This window comes from Bacillus cereus group sp. BfR-BA-01383, assembly GCF_022663495.1.
GTDB lineage: Bacteria > Bacillota > Bacilli > Bacillales > Bacillaceae_G > Bacillus_A > Bacillus_A cereus_AU.
Window position 1 is genome coordinate 41,806 of record NZ_JAKUFP010000004.1, and the last position, 25,035, is coordinate 66,840.

Below are 25,035 nucleotides of genomic sequence, written 5' to 3' on the forward strand. Positions count from 1 at the left end.
CTTCTTTAACGATCGTTTGACCGTCTTTCCCTCCGTAAGTTGGCGAGAAAGATGCTCCAAGGCTGTAATTCATGCTTACCTTTGTACTGATTCACACCTGCCATCAGCTCTCTTTAACAGTGAGATAAGCACTACTGTTTCCTCTTCAGCGCATATATGATATGGAATTAAGATAATTTATTTTTGAAACCTTTTAACTCATCCATGAATCTATGGAATTCTGGAATATCCATTTGTTGTGCAGAATCTGATAACGCAACTGCTGGGTCTGGATGTACTTCCGCCATTACTGCATCTGCTCCAATTGCAAGTGCCGCTTTCGCTGTTGGTAATAATAAGTCTCTACGTCCAGTTGAATGCGTTACGTCAACGATAACTGGTAAATGTGTTTCTTTCTTTAAAATCGGTACTGCTGAGATGTCTAATGTGTTACGTGTCGCTCTTTCGTATGTGCGGATACCACGTTCACATAGAATAATTTGATCGTTTCCTTGCGCAATGATGTATTCTGCTGCGTTAATGAATTCATCAATTGTTGCTGCTAAACCACGTTTTAGTAATACTGGCTTGTTAACTTTACCTACAGCTCGTAGTAAATCGAAGTTTTGCATGTTACGTGCGCCAACTTGAATTACATCAACGTACTCTAATGCCATTTCAACATCGTTCGGATTTAAAATTTCACTAATAATCGCTAAATCAAACTCATCTGCTACTTGGCGTAAAATTTGTAATCCTTCTACTCCTAAACCTTGGAAATCGTATGGAGATGTTCTCGGTTTGAAAGCACCACCGCGCATTAATTTTAAGCCTTGGTCTTTCATCGCTTGCCCTACTTGGCGAACTTGCTCTAAACTTTCTACCGCACAAGGTCCCATGATGAATGTTTGTGTGCCGTTACCAATCAATTCACCTTTCACATTAACGATTGTATTTTCTTGTTTCTTTTTACGTGAAACAAGTAACGCTTTACGGTTATCATCTTCTTGTAATTCTAAGCTTGCTTTGAAGATTGTTTTGAAAATATGTTGAACTGTTGATGTTTCGAATGGTCCTTCGTTATTTTCTGCGATCATGTCAAGTACTTCACGCTCACGTACTGGATCAAAGCGTTTCGTACCTTGCACTTGCTTTTGCTCCCCAATTTTTTGAACGATTTCACCGCGTTTGTTTAAAAGGTGTAATAGTTGTAAGTTAATTTCATCTACCTGTTTACGTAATTGATCTAATTCATGATTTGCCATTTGGAAATCCTCCTCTAATGTTTTAAAAGTATAGTAAGAGAATTGAAAATTCTCTATTTTCTGAACTGATGGATTATACAAATTTAAAGTGGAATCGATACCTCTTCTTATTTTAAACTAATAATTACCATAAAGACACTATCGATTCAGTAAAAATCACTTTTTTTGTACAAAAAATCCCTACTGATCCAATCAGTAGGGACGATATTTATCGCGGTACCACCCTAGTTGTAGACTTCTTTCGTCTACCTCTCTTCATTGTTAACGATCAATGTGACCGTCTTTCCCTTCATAAAGATACATATCTTTATTACGAAAAAGATGCTCCAGGACTGTAATTCGCTCTTGTTTTTGTACTGGTTCGCACCAACCACCAGCTCTCTGTTACAGGGAAACAACAACTACTGCTTTTCCTTTCAACGCATATATATTTTATTTTCAAGTTGGACCATTAAAATACAAAAAGTCCCTACTGAATAAATCAGTAGGGACGATATTTATCGCGGTACCACCCTAGTTGTAGACTAACTTTACTGTCTACCTCTCTTCACTGTTAACGATCAATTGACCGCTTTTTCTTCATAAAGACGATACTATCTTTACTACGAAAAAGATGCTCCAAGACTGTAATTCATGATTATCCCTGTACTGGTTCACACCAACCACCAGCTCTCTGTTACAGTAAGACTAACCACTACTGTGATCTCTTCATTGCACTTTGTTTATTCAAATGTTTTTGAAATTGAATAAGTATGATTCGTATTATAGAACGCTTTTCAAAACACTGTCAACAACTTTTTATATATTTTTTGAAATTCCACTTTTGACCTATAATTCCTTTTGTAAATTTCCCATTACAATTCCGATGCGAATTATCTCATTTTCTATTAAATTTAATACATGTTTATCTACTTCATACTCGATTAATTGTTTTTTCATTTGTATGATTTCACTTTCAAGTAAATCGGCTTCCTGACATGTTTGTAGTAAAATAAAAAACACATTTGCATACATTTCCTTATGCGCTTTCATACTTTCCTTCTTATCCAGTATTTCAGTAAATAACTGCTTTATTTCCCCCTCCGTACATTTTCCGCTTACATCTAAAAATGTACGAGATATAATACATAATCCTTTTTCTACAATCTCATCCATGTATAAAATAATGCGTAAAAGCATTACATATTCTCTCGTTGTTATCTCACCCATTTTTGGTCGTTCTCGCAAAAATACACTTAGCCAAGCTGTCCAAAATTTTTGCTGCTCTTTTACGCTTAATGTTTTGACGTAATAGCATACATGCTGCATAAACTTAATTTTATTCTCTTCGTTTCCTTGCATAAGTAATGGGTATAACCAATCTGTTTTTTGCTCCCAGTACAGTACGCATTTAATAAATACAAAGCTAAGCCACTTCAAGAAAGCTTCACGTGTATGTAGATGCAAAACTTCCAAATGTTCTACCGCATATTTAATAAATCGCTTCATCTCTGTAAATAAAGGTAAATTAATTTGCGTGTAACATAAACCTGCCCATGAATATTTTGTAATCTCATTTTCTTTCTTTAAATCTAAGTACGGTAACAAATATTTTCGGCACCATTGCTTCTCAATATGATATAGAAATGTAATATCTGCTATTAAACGTGCAAACATAAAGTTCGTCCGTTCTGAACTATTCCTTACTTGTTCTTCAAATAAAAATAAATATTCATACACATTACGATCGTATAAATGATCATATGATAATAGTTTTAATAATACAGCTGTCATTTTTCCAACAGGTTGCTGAATCGATTCATTGTAAAAGTCTTGTTTTCCAAGCTTAAAATCCGTATTACTTTTCATAACTTGAGGGAAAACTGAAAAAGCAAAACGTTTTACAACTCGTATACTATTCTCCTCTAACTCTTCTAATCGATTACTAATTTCATATAGAAAACTACTAATTAACCAATGAAAGGCTGTATTTCTAACAAATTTCTGCAATAGTGGAATAATTTTTTGAATTTGCTCATTTGTCAGTTCTCGGTTATTTCTCCACTCTCTAATACAAACAAACCATACTTCATTACTTATTTCGTGCACGCCTACTAATTGATATGCAAATGAAATACTCCACTCTGTATTCAATTTACATGCTTTAGATAACATCTCTAAAAAATGGCGTTGTTCAAACACACCGTCTTGAGAAAATTGCCGAACTTGCTTCACAATTTCATCATCTTTTAATTGCAGTAAGCCATCCGCAGTCACATTACAAATAATGCTTTGTTCTGTAGTCTTCTTCTTTTGTATACTGTATCGATCAGAATGAAAGTGAGGATGCTTTTGCTTCATTAACTCATACCCTTTTGCTGTAGATGGACTATTGGGATCACAAGTGAATAATAAGTCTAATACGAGACATACATCAAATGCTCTTTCCTCTGTAAGGTGTTTCAATACAGTTTGAATGACTTCTTCCTTTGTTTCTTCTAAAGAATGTGTATACTGCCTTTTTAAAAGTTGAAAAACTTCGTGTTTATAAGTGAAATCTAAAAGAAGCCCTTCATGTAACAACCATTTCATTTTGTCATCTACACTAACGAATATATTTTTATTCATCGCATCAATTGCGATTCGCTTTTGAAGTACACTATTTGCTTCTATCATTTCTGTAATATAGTAATTCGCTTTTTTCTCATTGTTTTCACATAAATAAGTTAAACACTCTTTTACAATTTGAATTAAAAATGCAAGGTCATTTTGATGAAACTCTTTCTCTTCATTTTCCTTATCTCTTTTTTTCAAAGCTGTTTGTCTTAATGACAATAGTCGCATCTTCTCTAATCCCATAATCATTATTGGAACAGCGTAATAAGAAATATGCGGTCTCATCTTCTCATCCCAGATTTTCTCCACATGAGAAAATCTAGACACTGGTATACGACTCGATTCCTCGAGTTCTATTGATTCTTGCGTATCATTTCCCCACTTTCTTACACGCTTTAATTTAAGTTTCCCATCTAGAATAAAGGCTAGTAACAATAATGCAATTTCTTTATGCTCAGGAAAAGAGCATTTTTGCAGTAAATATGAAATATTTTCAATAGAGCTACTATCTTTTTCAGCAGTTTCTAACAAAAGGAGTGTCCACCTTGCAAACAACAACGGATCCATCTTTATTTTCATTTCGTTTAAATAGCGACAAATTGTTCGCCACAACAATGGGGATATTTTTGAATGATTTTTATAAATAAGTTGAAATAGTTCCTTCTGATGACTAAAAAGAAATTGCTCTACTAACCATTCTGCAAGTAATTCGTCTACCTCGTTATAATTTGGCGTGAGCAAGAATAAATTTCGCAATTTCCCTTCTGCTTCAAGCCATTCCACCCATTCATAATCTCTGGCAAATTCAACAAAGTAACGGACTGTTTCTATTTTTTTTATTGACTGCTTTATGTATGATAATTGTTCTTGTTCTACTGATGGTGGAACTGTTACAATATCCCGAATACGCATTCTTTTTGTAATATAATTATCGCCCATTAATTCTGCCCATCGCTTCACTGCTTTGACGAGGGACTGATGATTATTCACTTTATTTGGATACACAATCGGCCGTATGCCTAAATGCTCCCAATGATATGTATTTTCCCCTTGTGCGACAAATGCATAACGCCTTGTACTTGGTGGTAAACCAGTCGCTAAATATTTCATTACTGGGTCATTATGACTATATCCAACGAATAAAACGGTATAATTTGAGAATAAATCAACTAAAAATCTTCTTGCCCATCCTTCCGTTAAGTAAGCCCTTCCAAAATCACCGTCTGTTAAAATTAATGCTTCTTTCTCCTGTTCTACATTGCCATGTATATAAGCCAGTCCTTTAAAAGCTCTCCCTGTCGGTAAAGCAGGTGCGTAATAAACATTTATCTCCCTATTCATTTCTTTAATTACAGTTGTAAAATGTTGATCAAAGTTTGTCGTCACAATACGGACATCTATATCTAAAGGAAACAACCTTGGAATTGCATAATGCAGTGGATTCGGTTTTGATTTTTCTATATGAACAACATCTCTCGCAACTTGATGTACGTCTTTCGTTTTTGCAATTTTACCAAGATAATAATCATGTGGTTCAGTTATTTCACGTTTTTCGACATATAACTTTTTCGCAATTTCATCAACTAGATCATCAAAATTTGGTAAGCTTGATTTCCCTTGCATAGAAACTCCTGCTCCAACAAATAACACTAACTTCCCTTGTTCAAGATGATCAATTAACTCATCTGGAATTTCTACTTCTGAAGTAATCCACATCCCGGATTCCCCCTTACCTAAAAATGTCATATACTCTCATTTTACTATAACATTTTTTCGTTTTTTTTATAATATTTAGATAAAAACAACGACATGAAAAAGTTTTATTTAAATAAATCCGTTACAATGTATGAACTCCTGAATTTATTGCAAAACTATGTATAAATCGGAGGTGTGAATATTGAATAGTTTTACTGTAGTACTTATCAAATTTATATCGTGCATTATCGCATTTAGTATTGGACTCGCTTTGTTTTTCCCTGCAACGTTTGTTCAAATTATTTCGTTCAGTCTCTTCGTTACAATCGTATCTTATATGTTCGTTGATAAAATTATTTTAGAGCGAATTGGCAATACTGGTGCCATTATGTCGGATTTCTTACTCACATATTTAAGCGTATGGATTTTCGGTAATATTTTATTAGACAACTATATGCAAATTGCATGGGGCAGTATCCTTTCTGCGATTGTCTTTACATTATCTGAAGCAATCGTTCATCGCTTTTCTAACTCGCACACAAGGCACAACAACGATAACATTCATATTAATCGCCGTTTTGCATATGGTACAGAGTTTGCGGAAGAACAGAATGTGTTGGATAAAGATAAAAAGAAGTAATGTTTTGATGAAGGAGCCCCATCGCCATCAAGCTAAAAAAAGCAAATACCCCAAAACGAATAAATTGACATTTCTAAGAGAAATTGTACATTTTTTTGTTTTTTGGTGTAATAAAACGCTTAAGTTGATGGGCATGGCATGTTGTGCTACCCCGTCTAAAAAAGTAAAAAAAGTGTTTATCGAGGGTAAACCATCTTAACTGTAATAACCAATTAAAGGAAAGGGCAGAATCTGTATCCGAAGATCCAGATTCTGCCCTTTTCTTTAATCGCAGTTTTCTATTTGGTCGCCTTCTTCACCTGCATTTTCTGCCGAACTATCCGTTCCGCCTCCCACTGCATGTTGCTGTTTAGTATTAGAACTTTCGATGGCAGCGTTGGTTCCAGCTGCACTGTCATCTCCACCACCACTTGCCACTTGAGTAGCACCAGCCTGTTCCTTACGGGTTTTATTAATTTGATTATTGATGATAAGTACAAATTCTGCCTCTTCATCCGAAGTTTCTTTTTTCATTTTATGCGGCTCAATCTGGTCCCCACTAATCCCCTTATTTATGGCTTCGCCTCCAGCGCCCACCGTTTGTTGCTGTCTAGTATTCGATGAATCAATTGCTGCATTACTTCCTGCTGCACTATTTTGTCCGGCTCCACTGGCAATTTGTGTTGTATTCGGTGCAAATGTAATCTGATTATTAATGACAATGACAATTTTTCGTTTATCAGCAAGATTTCCCAAATTAATTTCTTCTCCATCTTTTTTTACAAATCGAAACGTGATTTTTTCATTGTTTTCCATGTTCTCCCCCCTTTGTAATATTAAATGACTGGAGAATGATAATGGATTGGACAAGCGTATTTTTTTATAAATATGTGCCCCCGCCCACAATGAAGGATGTATTATCAGGTTCCGGTATTGTGCTCGTATTAGGTACGTCGACTTGACGACAATCCAGCGGAATGCATGGAGAAAAGCCTTATAGGAGATATAGAAAGAGAGATTAGTAGAAACATTGGTATATAAAGGTTTCTAGGTTTCATTTTATTTTTCTACTTTCCTTTTCTTATTTAGATTTATCAGCCAAATATCTAGCATAGTGAATTAAATTTCTAGCTACATCTAATTCAAGATTAAATATATTAGGTACCCCTGGTCTCCAATTCACCTCAAATAACCACAATTTTTGATCTTTATCAATCCCTACGTCAATTCCTAACTCATCAAATAATACATCCTTAAATAAAGAATTAAAATGGTTAGAAAAAGTTACTGCAAATCGTTCTAAATACCTTTTAATATTATACCAATCGTTATCAAACTCCGCTTTTAAAAAAACATCTAAATAAGTACTATAACCACCCTTAGCCATATTTGATACAATACTTCCTAATGGACCTATTCTCGGGAATATAGAAGTAACAACCCACCTGCCTTCCCCATTTCTTTGAACATGCAATCGAAAATCATAAACATGACCAGATTTCATTTGACATGAAATAAACTGTTGAGCTATGTATCCTTGCTCTTGAATCTTATCAGATATGAAGCTCCGCAATTGTTTTTTATTAATAGATGAAATTTGTTCTGACTCATTCATACTGTAATTCATCCCATTTTTTTCAATGAAAACAATACCACTACCTTGATGTCCAGAAATCGGTTTAATAATAAGTTTTTCATAACGATTAATCATGTCAAAAAACTTATTAACATCATTTAATTCATAAAAAGGAATAAGATATTGCTTAAATTTTTTTGCTCTATTTATTCTGTTATATACACTTAATTTATTTCCAATTGAATGACTTGTAAAAGGAACTTTTTCATGTAGATAATCATAGATTTGCTGATTTTTATCACTAACATGAACACTTGCATTGTAAATAACATCTGGAAAAGAAAATTCTTGTTCAATCCACTTACCATTTTCATAAGTTTTACCTAAAATCTTCTTCTTTTCTATATTTACTTTCCCTAAAGTAAAATAAAAAAATTCCACACCTTCAGCTTTAGCTACAGCAGCGTAAGTATATGCTTTCTTTACGTCATTCGGATCTTTCCGATGGTGAAGCATACCAATTATAGTCATGTTAGTTCTTCTTCCCTTCTTTCTAAAGATCTTTTTCAAAACAAATATCAAATTCATTATATATATATTCATGTTCTCCCTCATTCAACCATTTTTCGAAAAATCCCGAACAAGCTTAACCTCATTTTAATATTCTACCTATAGAAATAATAAACCTGAGGTTTTATAAAATGATAAATGATAAAGGTTAAGGTGACATAAAATGGATACTATCGTTTTCATTGAAACAAATAAATCTGGATCAAGTAGGGAAGCAATCAAAGCAGCTGAAAAACTTAATTTCTTTACTGTTCTATTAACTAAAAAAACAAAATTTATTAATGAACGCACTATATTCCCTGATGTACATCAGATGATTTTCACTGATATAAATGATTATGATAATATAATTACAACAATTGAAAAATTAAATAAATCAGGAAAAAACATAAAAGGGATCTTTAGTTTTATTGACCCTTATGTTTATGTGGCTGCACGTTTATCAGAAAAATTTTGCTCAAATATTGTATCTACTAAAGCTATCCATCATATGGAAAACAAAATATTAACTCGTAATGTACTTAAAGATTTACCAATCTCACTCAACTATTTAATTTACAAACCAACAGAATCATTATCATCTTTTTTTAAAAAAAATAATAAGATAAATTTCCCTCTTATTGTGAAATCCCCTAAATCAACAGGATCAAAAGATGTATTATTAGTAAAAAATAAAGATCAATTAATTTTATCTATACAAAGTCTTTTAAAAAAACTACCTAATGAAGAAATTCTACTTGAAGAATATATAGATGGACCTCAGTACTTAGTCGAAATTTTAGTTCAAAATGGAAAAGTCCATATTATAGCAGTAATTGAACAAGAAATTACACTTTTTGAACGCTTTATTGTTACTGGCTATTCTTTACTAGGACAAGTAGACAAAAGACTATACAATAGTCTTTTCAATGCAGTTAATTCTGTTATTCAGGCTTTTAATATGAAAAACGGAGCTTGTCATCTAGAACTCCGAAGAATAAATGATGTTTGGAAATTAATTGAGATAAACCCCAGAATATCAGGTGGAGCAATGAATGACATAATTGAAATTGGGCATGGAATCAACTTAGTACAAGAAACTATTCAATTAATGTTAGGAAATAAACCTTCACTAAATAAAAAACATCATAAATATGTGTATGCTCATTACCTAACAGTTAAATCTATAGGAAAACTAATTCGAGTTACAGGAAAAAATCGTAGTTCTAGATATCCTGGTGTAAAGAAAGTTTATATAAAACCTAAAAAAGGAACTTTTCTAAAACCACCTACATCAATGGGACATCGATATGGATACGTTATAGCAGCGTCCTATTTTAAAACAAAAGCTAAAAAAATAGCTTTAGAAGCAGCTAAAGAAATTTCATTTGAAATCCAAAAATAATAAATACAACATATATACACCAACTGATAAAAATATACTAATCGACTCACTTCGACAACTTGATTTCAAATAAAAAAAGCGGCCACTCTTTTAGAGACAGCCGCTTTCCCACTTACGCTTCTATTTTTAAATCTTTTAACGCAATAACATCCGCAAATGATCCAAATACAACATTATGATGTTTTACAATATCTTCAGCTCGTAATACATCTGTATCAAATGTGCTATGTGCATCACTTACTAATGTTACTTTATATCCTTCACTAAACGCTCTGCGCGTTGTCGTATCCACACAGTACTCTGTTTGCATACCTGAAATGATAATATGCTCAATCCCTTTTTCGTGTAACACTGCGTTTAAGTTTGTCTTATGGAATGAATCAGGTGTCGTCTTTTCAACGATACTATCACCCTCTTGTGGTGCGATTGCCGCATGCACTTTCCAGCCATCTGTACCTTTTTCCAAAGGATGATTTTTCGGCCCGTTATGCTGTACATAAATAACCGGAATATCATTTGAACGACATGACCCAATAAGCTCTTTTAATGTTTGTAAAAACTTTTCTCCATTATGTACTGGCATTCCCGCTGTATACATACCCGCTTGCACATCAATTACTATTAATGCTTTTTTCATTTTACACAGCTCCCTTTGTTTGTATAAGCAATTTCATAAATCATTATAGTTGTTTATATTCCATCATCCAACAATCTTCTAATTTCCCCTCATGCAGTTCATGTTCCTTTAAAATCTTCACTTTTTTAAATCCGCATTTTTCATAACACTTTATCGCACGTTCATTATTTACTTTCGGGTCCATTGCAATTATTTCCGCATCCACTTCTTTCATAATGTATGTAATTGCTGCTTGAACGAGTTTTGTTCCAATTCCCTTTTCCCAATAGGCTGGTTCACCGATAAATTGGTCCATTCCCCATACATTATGCAATTCTTCATATCCATATAACGCTTTCCATTCAGAATCTACTGGGTACATTTGTATGTAACCGATCGGCACGGCATCAAATTCTACTAAACATCTTTTTTCATTACTGCTTGGATTATGTATAAAATGAGAGAGTACTTTTTCTATAGACTGAGGATTATCTCGTCCTTCGTAATACTGCAGGACTTCTGGATCTGTTAACCATTTGGAAATGATAGGTGCATCATCTTCTATTACGTATCTAACAAATAATTTTTCTTTTTGAAATAGCATGTGACACCTCTATTGTTCATTTATATGTTTTCTTAATGTTAAATCTTTAATTGCACCTATTAGTGCATATGGTAGTAATGTACTCGCAAAAAATGCTGTAAATACATTAAATTGCGGAATTTGATATGGTGTGAACCATTCTGTGAAAAATTGAGAATTTAAAATTCTATTAAAAAATTCTCCGCTAGGTCTAAAGTTTGGTGCCCGGGCAGTCACTTCACAAGTAATAAATAGTAATTGAACAATTATAAATACTCCTAGATAACGAAACCACGTCCGCTTCCATACAGGTGGTACTTTCTTTAATTTATCTCCCATCTAGCCCCCTCCTTTATATTTCCAACATATTGATTATACACTTTCCACACTTTATTTGTTAAAATTTTCTATATAATAAAATTCAGAATGAAAGAAGTCGGAGGAAATATATTATGTCACACCCTATACTAAAATCAACATTAATCATCCTTAGAGGAAATTCAGCAAGTGGCAAGACAACAATCGCAAAAGAACTACAAGAACATTTCGGGCAAGGTACACTTCTAGTCTCTCAAGATGTCGTGCGTAGAGATATGCTAAAAGTGCACGACACCATGGGTAACTTATCTCATGATTTACTATTTGAAATTGCGAAGTACGGAAAAGGAAAATGTGAATTTGTTATTGTAGAAGGTATTTTGAACAATCGTAGGTACGGTGATATGTTAAGAGAATTAATACATTATTTTGATAAAAATGCGTTTACATATTACTTCGATTTATCATTAGAAGAAACGATTAAACGGCATAATACAAGAGAAAAACAGCATGAATTTGGTGAGGACTCTCTACGGAAATGGTATAATCCGCACGATACAATCAAAGTGAATAGAGAAACTGTTTTTACAGATGATTTCACGCAAAAAGATATATTTCATACGATTCTTAATGATGTTACGATACAAAAATACGACTGACAGAATGGGTCAGTCGTATTTTTATTATGTACTTTGCATTTCAGTTTTCATTACAGAGCAATCTTTACATATGTAAAAATAGATATGCATCTCCCCGAACTGAAAATCAACTACTGAAACAAGTTCCCGTTCCTCAATATCTTGTGTAATAGTAGCAACATACTTCATCTCTTTAGAGCAAGTTGGACATGCCAAATCTCCTGGAATATCTCCATATAATGGTGCCCCTAATAATCTACATACATATTCCGAACCGAACAAATCGAAAGCTTCCCAGTAACTATCTTCATCAGTAGGTATATCTTCATTTTTCATATTTATAAGCTTTACAGTTGTTTTTGGTAATGAAACTAGAAGTTTATCTTCCTCTTCCATTACCCACTCTTCCGAATTATCTTGCCTTATAATTTGAACTGTTTTCCCTCCATCACTTAACTGAAAATATTGTGGCTCCCACACCATTGCACAGTTCAAGCATGAAACGAATGGTAATATATCTAGTTCACCACTTTTAAGTTCAGCAAGCCTCTCATCTTTCAAATCTAAACAAATGATTTGGTGCATCTTCTCACCGCATAGCTTACATATTGGTAAATTACAATCTTGCCCGCCAAAGTAATGAGTATATGAATCTCTTCCTTCAATTACTCTATAGCCTTTCAATTCATTGCAATGCTCGCCATATAATTCTGTTGTCATATTCCATCCTCGCTTTATATAAATCTGATCCACTTTATTATAAAAAAATTAACACTAAAAGTCGTTTCATTTTTTATTTATGTTCTAGTGCAGATTTAGTAATAATCCCTTTAAAAAATCCTATATTAAATCAACATAGTTTTTCAATGAATCACATTAGCTCAAAAAATAAAAGCCAGTCTCAATAAAGAGAACTGACTTCTATTTGGATACCCAGAATTATTATAGAATTTTCACTTTAACAGTTTGTCTTCCCCAATTCATAGCTTTACTTTTTGAACCCATTAAAACATCAATACGATTACCTTTAATTGCACTTCCGGTATCACCAGCGATCGCTTCACCATAATTTTCTACCCACACTTTTGATCCTAAAGGAATTACTTTCGGATCAACCGCTATAATTCTCATATTCGGATTTTTCGTTAAATCATGCCCCATCGCAGTTAAAACGCGTCCACCATATGTACCATTTTCACTTGGATCAGCAGTATACGCTGTCGCTACAACCGTTATTTCACGTTTAGCAGACTGTGCATTGTTTTTAGATACTTCTTGTGTCTTTGTTGCTTCTTTTGCATTCGCTTCTTCTTTCGCTTTCGCTAGTTCTTGTTCTTTCGTTTTTGCTATTTCTTGTTCCTTCGCTTTCGCTATTTCTTGTTCCTTCTCTTTTGCTATTTCTTGCTCTTTCGCTTTTGCTATTTCTTGCTCTTTCGCTTTTGCTATTTCTTGCTCTTTCGCTTTTACTATTTCTTGTTCCTTCGCTTTCGCTATTTCTTGTTCCTTCGCTTTTGCTATTTCTTGTTCCTTCGCTTTCGCTATTTCTTGTTCCTTCTCTTTTGCCACTTCTTGTTCTTTCGCTTTTGCTACTTCTTGTTCTTTCGCTTTTGCCACTTCTTGTTCTTTCGCTTTTGCTACTTCTTGCTCTTTCGTTTTTGTTGCTACCTTAGCTTTTACCGCTTTTTGTTCTTTCGCTACTTCTTTTGTTTTCTCTCCAGCTTTCTTTTCAATTGGTGCTGTACTTGATAAGAAAGAAACATTTGCATAAGCTGTTTTTCCTTTATACTCGAATTGTAGCCATCCATCTTTCACTTGATGCGTTGATTCAATTACATCATCTTTTTTCAGCCTACCAAGAATTTCTGATTCTGTATTTGCTTCAGAACGGACATTTAACAAATTCGCTGTTACATGATAAACATCTTTTGTAAACTCCGAACTTACAAATACTTCTTTACCATTTAATTCAATTTTTGACCATCCTTCTTCAGTATGTATAACTTTTAATTTTTGTCCTTCTTTTACTTTTTTGACAACTTTTGATTCCGTAGTTGGCTTTTCACGTACGTTGAGTACATCCGCTGTTACGATTGTTTCTGCAGTAGCAGATGTGGTAAAAGCCCCCAATCCAAAAACTGTTGCTGTTGCTGCGCCAATTATTTTTTTCATATTAGCCTCCATTGCGTTTTTTTGGGTTCTATCAAATGCTTCCATAAAATTATGTAATTTCACGGAATATCAAAACATTTGTAACGATGTATTTACATTGCTTAATATACCGTTATTAAAACCCCTTACTCCAATGGTATCAAATTCTCATTTTTAATTCTATAAATAAAAAATCTCCTCATCTTTTATAAAATGAGAAGATTTCCCCAACGTTAAGACCACAATTTCCAGCTACCATCAATGCAAATATTTTGCTCCGTACGTTAGTATTTAAAATATATAGAAAACACATTTTAATACTTTAAAAGTAAACCAATAAATAGTTATTCTGAATAAAACATATTTATTTTGTTTCACTAGTTCATTTATTAATGAATTGTTTAGGAATTTCCACAGTTATCTTTCTTGGTTATCATAATATGTTTTATCTGCATATTTTTTATCATTTCCTTTTAGATAAGCTAAGATTATTTTTGGGTTTTTAACTAAAGCCCAATCTCCATATGTATCAAACCTTCTGCATGAAGTTACCATTCCATTTTTAATTGTACCGAACTTCTTATTTTTTTGCTTTCCCCATTTTTTTAACCGTTTTGCAAAATCTGCATCTTCTGCCATAAGCATGTTTTCATTAAATCCATTAATCGCCATAAAGTCTTTTCTATAGCACCAAAAAATCCCTACAGATATAGCTCCATACTTAAAAAGTAAGGGGATTATTATTAACATTGCGGAAAGGAATATTCCTAAAGATATTCTTTCAAACTTCCCAGTTACCCCACCGCCAATGTATTTACCTGAAACTAAATATTTGTCTACATTAGTCAACATTGACTCTGTCATTTGAGTATCAGCGTCTATAGTAATGATGATTTCTCCGCTAGCTATTTTGGCTCCTGCATTTCGGATTTTGGATAAGTTTTTATCATTATTTTTTAATGTAATACAATTATATAACTTTGCTATTTCCTCTGTTTTATCTGTACAACGATTTAAAACAACTATGACTTCAGTTTGATCTTTATATGCCTCCGCTGCCTTTGAAATTGAATCTAAACATTTCCTAATGTACTTTTCTTCATTGTGCGCAGGGATAATAATAGAAAACTTTATATCTTTTTTCAAATCGACTCTTGAAGATTCATTTATTTCAGTCATACTATTCCCCCTTTTTATAAAACGAAACTTTACTCCATAGTGCACGCACTTAATTACACATTGTATGTACGATAACAACTAAAAATTAACAATTATCTTTTGACACCAAATCAAATTTCTTGCAATGTAAATGCAATTTTTATACAGTGAAATCCTAATTAGTACAGATAGGATTGGTGAAATCTATGAAAATTGAACATATCGCAATTTGGGTAAACAATATAAAATTAATGCGTGATTTTTATACGACATACTTTAACGGTAAAGCAAACGCTTTATATCATAATGAAGCGAAACAATTTGAATCTTATTTTATTACGTTCGAATCTGGAGCAAGGCTTGAACTTATGCGTAAAAAAGGGATTGAAAATGAGCCTAATCTTAATATAATTGGCTACGCACATATGGCTTTCTCTGTCGGTAGTGAAGAACGTGTGAATGAACTAACTACAACTTTAAAAAATGCAGGTTATTCATTATTAAATGGTCTCCGTTTTACTGGAGACGGCTATTATGAAAGTGTAATAAGCGATCCTGAAGGCAATCAAATAGAAATTACAATTTAACTTATCTTTTTCTTTTCTGAAGAACAATTAAAAATTAGTTTGGAGGAATATTATGAAGAAGCTATATTTCAATAAATTTGAACCAACAGATTTCAACTTATATTTCCAACTCGTTTCAAACGAAGAAGTGATGGCGCAAATTACAGAGCGTTCCATTCCGTTAGAAGAGGCGCAAGCTAACTTTAAAAAATTGTTAAAGTGCAATGAAAAACATCAACTATTCGGCTCCTATAAAGTGTATGATTCTATTTCAAATGAATATATTGGTCTTGGGCATGTAACGATGAATGAGGAACATGTAAAAGAAGCTGAAATTGGATATATGCTTTTGCAAGAGCACTGTGGAAAAAGATATGGTAGTGCAATTGCAAAGGAATTAATGAAAGTAAAAACGAAATATGATCCGAAAAATATTTTTAACTTTCCGCAGTTTATTCCGCCTTTTTAATAGTTCCAAATGAAAATTATATTATAGTTTATATTTCTATGTAAAAAATGATCGATTCTTTCTATAAAAATTACAGTAAGGAATCGTTCTCTTTTATGTTGGATGTAATTCATTTCTTTTTTCATCTTATTTTAATGATTCTTTCATCCAAATTTCATCTGAATCTCATTCTTATTAGTTACACTCTGTTTATATATAAACAACTACTAAGGAGGGATCATACATGAAATATTATGAGAAGGATCAGGATAAGAATAGAAAAAATCTATCCATTTCTGATGAGGTGACTTCCGTTTCATCACGAAGCTGGCAGATGCTAAGCAAAGTTCCAGAAGTCACGATTTTCTTCTGGATTATCAAAATCATGGCAACTACAGTGGGCGAAACAGGCGCGGACTTCTTAAATACAAACTTGAACTTTGGCTTGACTAAAACGACCTTTGTTATGAGTGCTCTCTTGTTCATCACACTATTCTTCCAGTTCAGGTTGAAGAAGTATGTTCCAGGGATTTACTGGCTCACTGTCTTGCTGATTAGTGTTGTTGGCACGCTAGTCACCGACAATCTTACGGACAACTTCGGGGTCGCTCTAGAGACGACCACCATCGTTTTCACCGTCGCGTTACTGGCGACTTTTTCCGCTTGGTATGTGAGTGAGAAGACACTGTCCATCCACTCCATTTACACCACAAAGCGAGAAGCATTCTACTGGTTAGCTATCCTGTTCACCTTCGCCTTAGGTACTGCAGCTGGTGATCTCGTAGCAGAGAGTCTCAACTTAGGTTACTGGATTTCAGCACTCATATTTGCCACATTAATTGGGGCTGTAACCGTCGCTTACTACCGCTTCAAATTAAATGCAGTGTTGGCCTTTTGGATCGCTTATATTTTAACTCGTCCTTTCGGTGCCTCTTTTGGCGATTATCTATCACAGCCTCACGATTCTGGTGGTCTTGGTCTCGGTACAGTGGGAACAAGCGTAATCTTCCTCACAATAATCTTGAGCTTAGTTATTTATTTGACCAAGACGAAAAAAGACGTGAACCCAAGCTTAAATTAATATATATTTTGTCTAAACCTTAAAATAGTTTTCGGGCTTTCCTAATCGTTAGTACAAAATTTCAACCAAAAAAAATTAAAAGGCAATACTACTTTTAAACCAACGGTAGTATTGCCCTTTTATAAAACAAATCATTATTCCCTTATTTCATCTACTATACAATAGAAAACATCATATACACTCCAACAACGAAGAAAACAGCTAATGTCTTAATTATCGTAATACCAAAAATTTCTTTATAAGCTTCTCGGTGTGTTAATCCTGTAACTGCAAGTAAGGTTATAACTGCTCCGTTATGAGGAAGAGTATCCATACCTCCCGCTGCCATTGCAATTACACGATGCAGCACATCTAACGGAATATCAAAGTTCGCTGCCGCTTCAATATATTTATCTGCCATTAAACCTAATGTAATACTCATTCCACCTGATCCTGATCCCGTCAGCCCGCACAATATATTCGTCATGACCGCTCCGCTAATTAAAGGATTTGAAAATGTCCCCGTCAAATAATTTTGAATCATGACAAATCCGGGTAAAGCTGCTATAACGGCACCAAATCCATACTCAGCTGCAGTGTTCATGGCCGCTAAAATTGAACCACTTACGCCCACGCTTGTAATAGATTGAAAGTGTTCTTTTACCGCCTGGAAGTTTAATAATATAGCAGCCAATATTCCGATAAGAAGTGCCATTTCCACTGACCAAATACCTACAACTTGTCCCATATCAATCGTTCCGTACTCCTTCAAACCTATGGATGCAAAATCAAATCCTTTTGTATACCATACGGGGATGAATTTTGTAAAGACTTTATTCATCACTCCAACCAGTACAAGTGGAAGAAAAGCTACCCAGTAACTAGCTGGAATAACATCGCTGGACGCAATCGGCGTTTGCACCAATTGTGCGCTAGTTGTGGCAGCCATTTCAGAAGCGGCATCACCTTTTCCGAAGTACCCCTCTCCCTTAGCAGCAGCCTTCTTTTTACACCTTTCCAAATACAGCATGCCACATATAAAGATAAACAATGCTCCGATAATTCCTAATGTAGGAGCTGCATAAATATCAGTTTTAAAGAACGTAGTTGGAATAACATTTTGGATTTGAGGCGATCCAGGAAGCGAATCCATCGAAAACGTGAATGCACTGAATGCGATTGTCGCTGGAATGAGACGTTTCGGAATATCCGCCTCGCGAAATAATTGCGCCGCAAATGGATAAATCGCAAATACCGCAACAAATAAACTAACACCACTGTATGTAAGAATTGCTCCCATTAACACGATCGAAAGAATCGCTCTTTTCACACCTATAAAATGGATGATAATTTTCGCGATTTTTTCTGCTATTCCAGTGATTTCTACCACTTTACCGAATATCGCTCCAAGCAAAAACACAGGAAAATATAATTTTATGAATCCGACCATCTTCGCCATAAAAACATTGGAAAAGAACGGTAAAACGTTCGCCGGTTCCGTTAAAAACACAGCCAACAAAGCACATAACGGAGCGAACAAAATGACTGAGAATCCTCGGTAAGCTACAAATATAAGCAAACCCAGCGATAACAATACAATCAATAAATCCATAACCGCAATCCCCCTCAATAAAATGGATTCTCTTACATTTACTTTACATTCTTCTATGCTTGTATATATTATTACGATGCCTGCCTTTGGCAGGCATTATTTTTTGCTATTTTATAGCCCTAGCTTTTTATTTATGATGAAAAAGCGGTATCCTCTTTTCTATAAAAGCCTCCACTCCCTCTCTTACATCACCTGTTTGAAATACATGGCCGAAATTCTCAGCTTCTATTTTTAGCCCTTCCTCAAGAGAAGAAGATAACCCTTTATTAATAGATTGCTTCATCAAAGATAAAGCAGGAAGGGAAAATCGAGCCATCTTCGTGGCTAGTTCCTTGGCCTTATTCAGCGCTTCGCCACGCGGAACAACATGATTCACCAAACCAACTCGCCAAGCTACTTCGGCAGTGAGCGGTTCGCCAGTGAACATCATTTCTTTCGCACTTGCAGTTCCTATTAATCGAGGCAAACGTTGCGTTCCTCCTGCACCTGGAAACAAACCTAACTTCACTTCCGGAAGCCCGATTTGGGCATGTTCTTCTATAATCCGTAAATCACATGATAAGGCTAATTCGCACCCGCCCCCAAGCGCTAATCCGTTAATAGCAGCGATTACAGGCTTCGGCAATCTTTCTATTTTATTTAATGGGTTCTGAAGCCACAATGATTTTTCCTCTGCATATTCAATCCCTTTCCCAATCCAGTCCGGAAATGACTTAATGTCCCCTCCTGCAACGAAAGCCTTTTCTCCAGCGCCAGTTAGAATTACAGCAATTACTTGATCATCCCGTTCAATTTCATCGACCACCGCCGTCAGTTGCTCAACCACAGCACAGCTCAGTACATTCACAGGAGGATTATCAATGAGAATCGTCGCGATTCCTTTTTCTTTGGACCATGTAACAACCCGCTTATTTTCCAATTCAATCCCTTCTTTCCAATATGTAATGAGGTTAAAAACTATCCCTTTTACTAACGTCAGCCCATCAACTCGTTCTTTTAATTACATAGCCGACCTGTTCGCGATCCCAAGCAGTACCGATTCCTTCCGCCTTCAGCTTGAACTTCTGAATCCGTTCCGTCGCGGTTTTTGGGAAAGATTTACTGAACTGAACATATCGCGGCACCATGAAGTAAGCCATACGTTCTTGACACCAATCTATAATCTCTTCATGGGATATCGTTTCTCCTTGCTTTGCGATCACATATAATTTGACATCCTCTTCTCCCACATCCGATGGGACACCGATGGCCGCTGATTCAAGTACTTTCGGGTGATTATTCACGACCTTTTCGATTTCCCAAGAGGAGATATTTTCTCCACGTCTCCGGATACACTGTTTAATTCGATCGCAAAAATATAAGTAACCTTCCTCATCTAGATAACCGCGATCTCCTGTGTGGAACCATCCCTCCTTCATCGCCTCTTCTGTTTTATCCGGCATTTTATAGTAGCCTTCCATGAATGTTTGTCCCTGTAACGAACGTATAAAAATCTCTCCAATTTCACCAGTCCGTGCTTCATTTCCATCCTCATTGACAATCTTCGTCTCTACGTAAGAATACGGTTTTCCAATAGAAGGCGGCTTAATGGCATTCAATGGATTCGTTACACAAAAACCCGTCGTTTCCGTTAATCCGTAGCCTTCTACAATCCGGACGCCAAACCTCTCCTCAAACGGCTTCCAAAATTCCTTAGGCGTAGCAGCACAAGCGGTCACCCTTACAAAGTTTTCATTATCGTTTTCCCTTTCTGGTTGCTTACAGAGAATAGGAATCATAGATCCTAAAGAATTAAAAATGGTTGCGCCATGATCGCGAATTTCATCCCAAAATCTAGAAGCACTAAATCGCTTTCCAAGAGCAATAGTCGCATTGGAAGAAATAGCACCGAGTACTGTATGGGCCTGGGCGTTAATATGAAATAACGGTAGAGCTGTAAATAAGATATCTCTCGAACTCGCGCCAACCATATAGGTGGCAAATGACTGCGCAGAATTTACATAGGCAGAATGACTTAACATGACCCCTTTAGGTAATCCAGTCGTTCCAGAGGTATAAAGGATACTGTTAATAGAAGAAGATGAAACAAATTCAGCTGGAGGATGATGATTATTTGTATTCAGTACATCTTTTAATTCGATTACGAGCCGTTCCTTACCATCGCCTGTTATAATTGCGTTCTCATTATTTCCGTAAACGACAATTTGAATTTCCCTTTGTATAAATGGCAAACAAGACGCTATTTGAGGAACAAATTCCTTATCAACGATAATTAGCTTACAATCAGAGTGAGATAAAATATACTGCAAACCTTCCCCTTTTAAATGCACATTCAGAGGCACTGCAATTGCTCCCATAAAAGATAAAGCAAACCATACATCCAGATATTCAGGAGTGTTATGAAGCATAATACAAACTTTGTCACCTTTTTGAATACCGAGCTCACAAAATCCCGCTGCGGCTCTTGCAATTCGATGATAGAGCTCCTCATACGTGACCCTTTGTTCTTCAAATTGTAAATACACCTTACTTGGTGTTTTTTCGATACTTTGCATAATAAAATGTGGCAAACTATGATTTTCCAGCATTGACTTCCATCCCCTTCCTGCTAAATTCCTTTTTATTTATATAGCAAGAAACATGCCAAAAATCGACTTATTTCCTATTCACTTATTTCTGAGGGACATACTCTGTGTCTTCCTTACATGATCGCTCTCATATGTCGCATTTGTGCTACAAATATTAGCAATCGTGTCGCATCCATAAGAAAATGTCGCAAAATAGAGACAGTATTTATTACTGCAAAACAAACAAAAAAAGGGCCTGTTTGCCCTTTTCTTTCCTTCATGATATTCCGTATCTTTCTATTTTCCGATACAAGCTGGCCCGATGAATTCCTAAAAGCTCGGCTGCCTCTTTTATGTTTCCAACTGTTTTTTCCAAAGCCCTCCTAATCGCACGTTTTTCAGCAGCTTCCACTTCCTCTTGCAGTAAATAACTCATCTCATTCTTCTCTTGATCCACTTCATACATTTCATGATATAACTCCTCTTCCAAGTCTTTTTTTCGCAAATATACAGGAAGATGATGCACTTGAATAATCATTCCTTCTATAACATTCATCGCTCGTTCTAACACATTCTCTAGCTCCCTAATATTCCCTGGCCAATTATGATCCATGAATATATCCCATACTCTCTTATCCAATGAAAGAACCTTACTCCCCAGCTCCCCGTTCAATTTCTGAATTAAGAATTCCGTAATATGTATCATATCTTCCTTTCTCTCTCGTAACGGAGGAATATCAATCGCAAACACATTCAGCCTATAATATAAATCCTCCCTGAATTCCCCTCTTTGCACCATATCACGGAGATTTCGATGTGTCGCCGCAATGAAACGGACATCAATCTTTTGGATTTTCGTACCACCAATTCTTTCAATCTCTTTCTCTTGCAACACACGAAGCAACTTCACCTGCATGTCCAAAGACATATCACCAATCTCATCTAAAAACAACGTTCCCTTATGGGCTAACTCAATCTTCCCAGGCTTACCACCTTTTTTTGCTCCTGTAAAAGCCCCTTCTTCGTATCCAAACAATTCAGCCTCCAAAAGATCCCTCGGAATTGCAGCACAATTCAAACGAATAAATGAATCACTAGCACGCGGACTTGCACGATGTACCGCATGCGCAAAGAGCTCCTTTCCTGTACCACTCTCTCCTCTTATCAATACGGTAGACCGACTTTTAGAAACCTTCAAGGCCATCGTTTTGACCTCTTTCATTTTCATACTTTCTCCTATAATACTTTGAAAGGACAACCTACCTTCTTGCAGCCGCTGTAATTCAGTTTGATAGTAAGATAACTTTGATTCCATTGCACTAATCTGATCCCCTAAAGCTTTAAACTGTTGTATATCATGAAACATAATTTTACCAATCGCACCAATAATCTTACCTTCCTTAACAATAGGTATACGAGTTGCGATAATATTCCGATTACTTATACGCTGGATATGCCCAATTTCTACCTGTCCCGTCTTTACGATAATATGCATCCTTGTATTCTCAACAACTTCCGTACAATGCTTACCAATCGCTTCCTTCGGATCATCAATCCCTAAAAATTGTGCATAAGAACCACTTAAAAAATTGACTATGCCTTGTTCATTTACCCCTAGAATACACTCAGATAGTAAATTTAAGGCATTTTCATACCGACTGATGATGCTTTCTAAGGACTGTATACTTCTTCTCTTACTTTCCAGAATGATAATTGACCCATCTTCTTTCCCACTCTGATATACACTGGATTCATTCACAATAAATTCTTGGTTGCCAATCTTACACTCGTACTTGTACAAACTATCATTTTGCTTTTTACGATCAGGAATAATCGTTGATATGTGCTTACCTATTATTTCATTTTCTTTTTTATGTAACATGCTACAGAATCGTTGGTTGCTGAATGTTATAATTCCATCATGTCTTATAACAGCAATTCCATTATTCATTACCTGAAGAGCCTGGCTAGTTAACTGCAAATTCATTCTTTCAACCTTATGCATTTGAAGCCCCCCTATCAAATTGTGCTCTTTCTCGCATGTATTATATATTCATTTTAAACATTTACTTTCCTTCGGATCTTCTGGACTAGCAATATAGCTGATCAGCCAGTAAGGTCTGTATTGACACTGGGAAAATTTAAATTATCCACCTTCTTTCATGTAAGCAGATAATCTCACGGGCTATTTGCAACTTACAGCAAAGGAATATTTTCCGCTTATCTTTGATACCTAATGAGTTTAGTAAAAAGTAAAAAACAGTTGACAGAGTATCTTCCATCAGCTGTTTTAATTACGAATATTGGTGATGAAATCCATAATTATTAGGTTTTCTTTAGCATATAGTCTTATCCGAAAACTTCCAGCTAAACCATCTACCATGCCCTTCTGTTTCTCCGATTGTTTCACGATATTCGTTTCCGTTAATATAATAATCAATATGAAGGTCCCGGTCCCACATGTTGTTATAAAGGTGGAATACATCACGTTTTGCACCTATTTCTTGAATTTGTTTTTCTAACTTATGTTTTACTTGTTCAGGTATTTGATTTGCAACGTGTGTATGAAAAATGCAGATAACAGCATCTTCGCTTATTTGTTCAACAATAGATGGCAGCAGTTCTACCCCGTCTCCTTCTATTAATTGGACAGATTCATTTTTCACTAAAGATGCAGCTTGATCAAACATTTCAATCCTTTCTTTATGTTCTGGCCAAATTAGTGCACGTAACCATAAATAATCTTCCTCATTATGTAAATCATTCACGTGCAAATCCAGTCCGATTCTTTCTGTAACAGATGGACTTTCTTTTAGAAAATGAGGCACATGATCCCCTCTTATTTCAGAAGTTAAATGCACATGTGAATTTATATTTCCATACATTTCATCCGTTCCGTACGAATAACGATATTGGTCCCAGAACAGTTGCAAGCCAGAGCTTGTACCAATTTCAATTAACGCTAAAGGTTTCTTCACTTTGTTAAATATGTAGCAGAAACTTGGGTATAAGTACGCACATCTCCTTACTTCATTTGTTTGAACTAGTTTCGTTTGTAATAAAGTAATGATTTCTTCTCGGTACTCACTACAGAAATCTTTAAAGTGGTCAAAAGCTTTATCTAAATTTGTATTAGCATTTTCAACTACGCTACTATAATACGTTTTTAAATGATGGTCTTTACCTTTTAGCAATAAATAATGTACTGCGCCTAATAATAAATTTGGGATTGGTTGGCCTGTTTGAGCATAAGAAGATAGTGTAAGCACTTCCTCATCTTCAGCAATGTTTATTGATAAATATTCATATAAATCACTTGATCCTTTACATTCCTTTATTGAAAAGTTTCGAAATAAGTTTGCGATTTGTTCTTGTGTACGCATTGATATCCCACCTTTTCATTTTTCTGAATAATCTTACCATTAATAGGAATAAAATTCTATAAAAAGGTATATTCCCTAACCACTTAGGAGTACGTAAGCTTTTTCGAGATAATTTCAAACTGTGATTTTTTCAATTCATTAGCTGAAAAGTGCTTGTTAAATAAGAATTTTAGCAAATACAACACTAAATAGTTTAAAATTATCAGATAACACTAGATATTTTAGTCTATTAATTATTATAATAGAGTATGAGAT

At 35.0% G+C, this 25,035-nt stretch carries 21 protein-coding genes and 3 other annotated features (1 of these 24 only partly in view); of the genes, 6 read left to right on the forward strand and 15 right to left on the reverse strand.

From position 1 onward, the window contains the following. Positions 1-158 (reverse strand) — a binding site (T-box leader) (it extends 62 nt beyond the left edge of the window). Positions 159-167: 9 nt separating this feature from the next. Both MR065_RS05735 and MR065_RS05740 read right to left on the reverse strand, forming a co-directional pair. Further along, positions 168-1,244, reverse strand: a complete 1,077-nt coding sequence (locus MR065_RS05735) for a bifunctional 3-deoxy-7-phosphoheptulonate synthase/chorismate mutase (RefSeq protein WP_242212809.1) — start codon at positions 1,242-1,244, stop codon at positions 168-170. A gap of 194 nt (positions 1,245-1,438) precedes the next feature. Then, positions 1,439-1,673: a binding site (T-box leader), on the reverse strand. 54 nt (positions 1,674-1,727) lie between these two features. Continuing rightward, positions 1,728-1,965 (reverse strand) — a binding site (T-box leader). Positions 1,966-2,072: 107 nt separating this feature from the next. Further along, on the reverse strand, positions 2,073-5,555 hold the full coding sequence (locus tag MR065_RS05740; RefSeq protein ID WP_242212810.1) for a DUF4020 domain-containing protein: 3,483 nt from the start codon (positions 5,553-5,555) through the stop codon (positions 2,073-2,075). A gap of 181 nt (positions 5,556-5,736) precedes the next feature. Here MR065_RS05740 and MR065_RS05745 point away from each other — a divergent pair, with 181 nt between their 5' ends. Then, positions 5,737-6,174, forward strand: a complete 438-nt coding sequence (locus MR065_RS05745; protein ID WP_242212811.1) for a YndM family protein — start codon at positions 5,737-5,739, stop codon at positions 6,172-6,174. Between the two features lie 264 nt (positions 6,175-6,438). Here MR065_RS05745 and MR065_RS05750 read toward each other — a convergent pair whose 3' ends face one another. Beyond that, a complete protein-coding gene (locus MR065_RS05750; RefSeq protein WP_242212812.1) occupies positions 6,439-6,969 on the reverse strand; it encodes a hypothetical protein in 531 nt (176 codons plus the stop codon). Between the two features lie 265 nt (positions 6,970-7,234). Beyond that, entirely contained in the window at positions 7,235-8,332 is a 1,098-nt protein-coding gene (locus tag MR065_RS05755; protein ID WP_242212813.1) for a YheC/YheD family endospore coat-associated protein, read from the reverse strand. Between the two features lie 130 nt (positions 8,333-8,462). On the opposite strand from MR065_RS05755, the gene MR065_RS05760 reads away from it, so the two are divergent. After that, positions 8,463-9,683, forward strand: a complete 1,221-nt coding sequence (locus MR065_RS05760) for an ATP-grasp domain-containing protein (RefSeq protein WP_242212815.1) — start codon at positions 8,463-8,465, stop codon at positions 9,681-9,683. Positions 9,684-9,795: 112 nt separating this feature from the next. On the opposite strand, the gene MR065_RS05765 is transcribed toward MR065_RS05760, so the two are convergent. Genes MR065_RS05765 through MR065_RS05775 form a run of 3 tightly spaced genes read right to left on the reverse strand, consistent with a single transcriptional unit; the run spans position 9,796 to position 11,221 of the window. Next, positions 9,796-10,320 (reverse strand): cysteine hydrolase family protein, encoded by a 525-nt coding sequence (locus tag MR065_RS05765; protein WP_242212817.1) that lies wholly within the window; start codon positions 10,318-10,320, stop codon positions 9,796-9,798. A gap of 43 nt (positions 10,321-10,363) precedes the next feature. After that, entirely contained in the window at positions 10,364-10,903 is a 540-nt protein-coding gene (locus tag MR065_RS05770; RefSeq protein WP_242212818.1) for a GNAT family N-acetyltransferase, read from the reverse strand. A gap of 9 nt (positions 10,904-10,912) precedes the next feature. Continuing rightward, a complete protein-coding gene (locus tag MR065_RS05775; protein ID WP_242212819.1) occupies positions 10,913-11,221 on the reverse strand; it encodes a YfzA family protein in 309 nt (102 codons plus the stop codon). A gap of 113 nt (positions 11,222-11,334) precedes the next feature. Here MR065_RS05775 and MR065_RS05780 point away from each other — a divergent pair, with 113 nt between their 5' ends. After that, the gene (locus MR065_RS05780) at positions 11,335-11,859 is read left to right on the forward strand and encodes a kinase (protein ID WP_242212820.1); all 525 of its coding nucleotides are present in this window, start codon (positions 11,335-11,337) and stop codon (positions 11,857-11,859) included. 24 nt (positions 11,860-11,883) lie between these two features. On the opposite strand, the gene MR065_RS05785 is transcribed toward MR065_RS05780, so the two are convergent. From MR065_RS05785 to MR065_RS05795, 3 genes are all read right to left on the reverse strand, one after another. Next, positions 11,884-12,558 carry a hypothetical protein gene (locus MR065_RS05785; protein WP_242212821.1) on the reverse strand — a complete coding sequence of 225 codons (675 nt, stop codon included), beginning with the start codon at positions 12,556-12,558 and terminating at the stop codon, positions 11,884-11,886. A 222-nt stretch (positions 12,559-12,780) separates the two neighbouring features. Further along, a complete protein-coding gene (locus tag MR065_RS05790; RefSeq protein WP_242212823.1) occupies positions 12,781-14,007 on the reverse strand; it encodes an SH3 domain-containing protein in 1,227 nt (408 codons plus the stop codon). Between the two features lie 396 nt (positions 14,008-14,403). After that, the gene (locus tag MR065_RS05795) at positions 14,404-15,165 is read right to left on the reverse strand and encodes a glycosyltransferase (protein ID WP_242212824.1); all 762 of its coding nucleotides are present in this window, start codon (positions 15,163-15,165) and stop codon (positions 14,404-14,406) included. Between the two features lie 185 nt (positions 15,166-15,350). Between MR065_RS05795 and MR065_RS05800 the strand changes: the two genes are divergently transcribed. The 3 genes from MR065_RS05800 to MR065_RS05815 all read left to right on the forward strand — a co-directional run bounded on the left by MR065_RS05800 (position 15,351) and on the right by MR065_RS05815 (position 17,239). Further along, the gene (locus tag MR065_RS05800; RefSeq protein WP_242212825.1) at positions 15,351-15,731 is read left to right on the forward strand and encodes a VOC family protein; all 381 of its coding nucleotides are present in this window, start codon (positions 15,351-15,353) and stop codon (positions 15,729-15,731) included. A gap of 52 nt (positions 15,732-15,783) precedes the next feature. Further along, positions 15,784-16,179 carry a GNAT family N-acetyltransferase gene (locus tag MR065_RS05805; protein ID WP_277927326.1) on the forward strand — a complete coding sequence of 132 codons (396 nt, stop codon included), beginning with the start codon at positions 15,784-15,786 and terminating at the stop codon, positions 16,177-16,179. Positions 16,180-16,402: 223 nt separating this feature from the next. Further along, complete coding sequence (locus tag MR065_RS05815) at positions 16,403-17,239, forward strand: COG4705 family protein (RefSeq protein WP_242212827.1); 837 nt, start codon at positions 16,403-16,405, stop codon at positions 17,237-17,239. A gap of 154 nt (positions 17,240-17,393) precedes the next feature. On the opposite strand, the gene MR065_RS05820 is transcribed toward MR065_RS05815, so the two are convergent. The 5 genes from MR065_RS05820 to MR065_RS05840 all read right to left on the reverse strand — a co-directional run bounded on the left by MR065_RS05820 (position 17,394) and on the right by MR065_RS05840 (position 24,780). Then, a complete protein-coding gene (locus MR065_RS05820; RefSeq protein ID WP_242212828.1) occupies positions 17,394-18,830 on the reverse strand; it encodes a GntP family permease in 1,437 nt (478 codons plus the stop codon). A 127-nt stretch (positions 18,831-18,957) separates the two neighbouring features. Then, the gene (locus MR065_RS05825) at positions 18,958-19,749 is read right to left on the reverse strand and encodes an enoyl-CoA hydratase (RefSeq protein ID WP_242212830.1); all 792 of its coding nucleotides are present in this window, start codon (positions 19,747-19,749) and stop codon (positions 18,958-18,960) included. A 64-nt stretch (positions 19,750-19,813) separates the two neighbouring features. Continuing rightward, a complete protein-coding gene (locus MR065_RS05830; protein ID WP_242212832.1) occupies positions 19,814-21,418 on the reverse strand; it encodes an ATP-dependent acyl-CoA ligase in 1,605 nt (534 codons plus the stop codon). A 256-nt stretch (positions 21,419-21,674) separates the two neighbouring features. Then, entirely contained in the window at positions 21,675-23,402 is a 1,728-nt protein-coding gene (locus MR065_RS05835; protein ID WP_242212834.1) for a sigma 54-interacting transcriptional regulator, read from the reverse strand. Between the two features lie 331 nt (positions 23,403-23,733). Further along, on the reverse strand, positions 23,734-24,780 hold the full coding sequence (locus MR065_RS05840; protein ID WP_242212835.1) for a DUF2332 domain-containing protein: 1,047 nt from the start codon (positions 24,778-24,780) through the stop codon (positions 23,734-23,736). Between the last annotated feature and the right edge of the window lie 255 nt (positions 24,781-25,035).

Excerpts from the sequence above, each read along its gene's own strand:
- MR065_RS05735 (WP_242212809.1), bottom strand. The coding sequence starts at position 1,244 with ATGGCAAATCATGAATTAGATCAATTACGTAAACAGGTAGATGAAATT.
- MR065_RS05740 (WP_242212810.1), bottom strand. The coding sequence starts at position 5,555 with ATGTGGATTACTTCAGAAGTAGAAATTCCAGATGAGTTAATTGATCAT.
- MR065_RS05750 (WP_242212812.1), bottom strand. The coding sequence starts at position 6,969 with ATGGAAAACAATGAAAAAATCACGTTTCGATTTGTAAAAAAAGATGGA.
- MR065_RS05755 (WP_242212813.1), bottom strand. The coding sequence starts at position 8,332 with ATGAATATATATATAATGAATTTGATATTTGTTTTGAAAAAGATCTTT.
- MR065_RS05760 (WP_242212815.1), top strand. The coding sequence starts at position 8,463 with ATGGATACTATCGTTTTCATTGAAACAAATAAATCTGGATCAAGTAGG.
- MR065_RS05765 (WP_242212817.1), bottom strand. The coding sequence starts at position 10,320 with ATGAAAAAAGCATTAATAGTAATTGATGTGCAAGCGGGTATGTATACA.
- MR065_RS05770 (WP_242212818.1), bottom strand. The coding sequence starts at position 10,903 with ATGCTATTTCAAAAAGAAAAATTATTTGTTAGATACGTAATAGAAGAT.
- MR065_RS05775 (WP_242212819.1), bottom strand. The coding sequence starts at position 11,221 with ATGGGAGATAAATTAAAGAAAGTACCACCTGTATGGAAGCGGACGTGG.
- MR065_RS05780 (WP_242212820.1), top strand. The coding sequence starts at position 11,335 with ATGTCACACCCTATACTAAAATCAACATTAATCATCCTTAGAGGAAAT.
- MR065_RS05785 (WP_242212821.1), bottom strand. The coding sequence starts at position 12,558 with ATGACAACAGAATTATATGGCGAGCATTGCAATGAATTGAAAGGCTAT.
- MR065_RS05790 (WP_242212823.1), bottom strand. The coding sequence starts at position 14,007 with ATGAAAAAAATAATTGGCGCAGCAACAGCAACAGTTTTTGGATTGGGG.
- MR065_RS05795 (WP_242212824.1), bottom strand. The coding sequence starts at position 15,165 with ATGACTGAAATAAATGAATCTTCAAGAGTCGATTTGAAAAAAGATATA.
- MR065_RS05800 (WP_242212825.1), top strand. The coding sequence starts at position 15,351 with ATGAAAATTGAACATATCGCAATTTGGGTAAACAATATAAAATTAATG.
- MR065_RS05805 (WP_277927326.1), top strand. The coding sequence starts at position 15,784 with ATGAAGAAGCTATATTTCAATAAATTTGAACCAACAGATTTCAACTTA.
- MR065_RS05815 (WP_242212827.1), top strand. The coding sequence starts at position 16,403 with ATGAAATATTATGAGAAGGATCAGGATAAGAATAGAAAAAATCTATCC.
- MR065_RS05820 (WP_242212828.1), bottom strand. The coding sequence starts at position 18,830 with ATGGATTTATTGATTGTATTGTTATCGCTGGGTTTGCTTATATTTGTA.
- MR065_RS05830 (WP_242212832.1), bottom strand. The coding sequence starts at position 21,418 with ATGCTGGAAAATCATAGTTTGCCACATTTTATTATGCAAAGTATCGAA.
- MR065_RS05835 (WP_242212834.1), bottom strand. The coding sequence starts at position 23,402 with ATGCATAAGGTTGAAAGAATGAATTTGCAGTTAACTAGCCAGGCTCTT.
- MR065_RS05840 (WP_242212835.1), bottom strand. The coding sequence starts at position 24,780 with ATGCGTACACAAGAACAAATCGCAAACTTATTTCGAAACTTTTCAATA.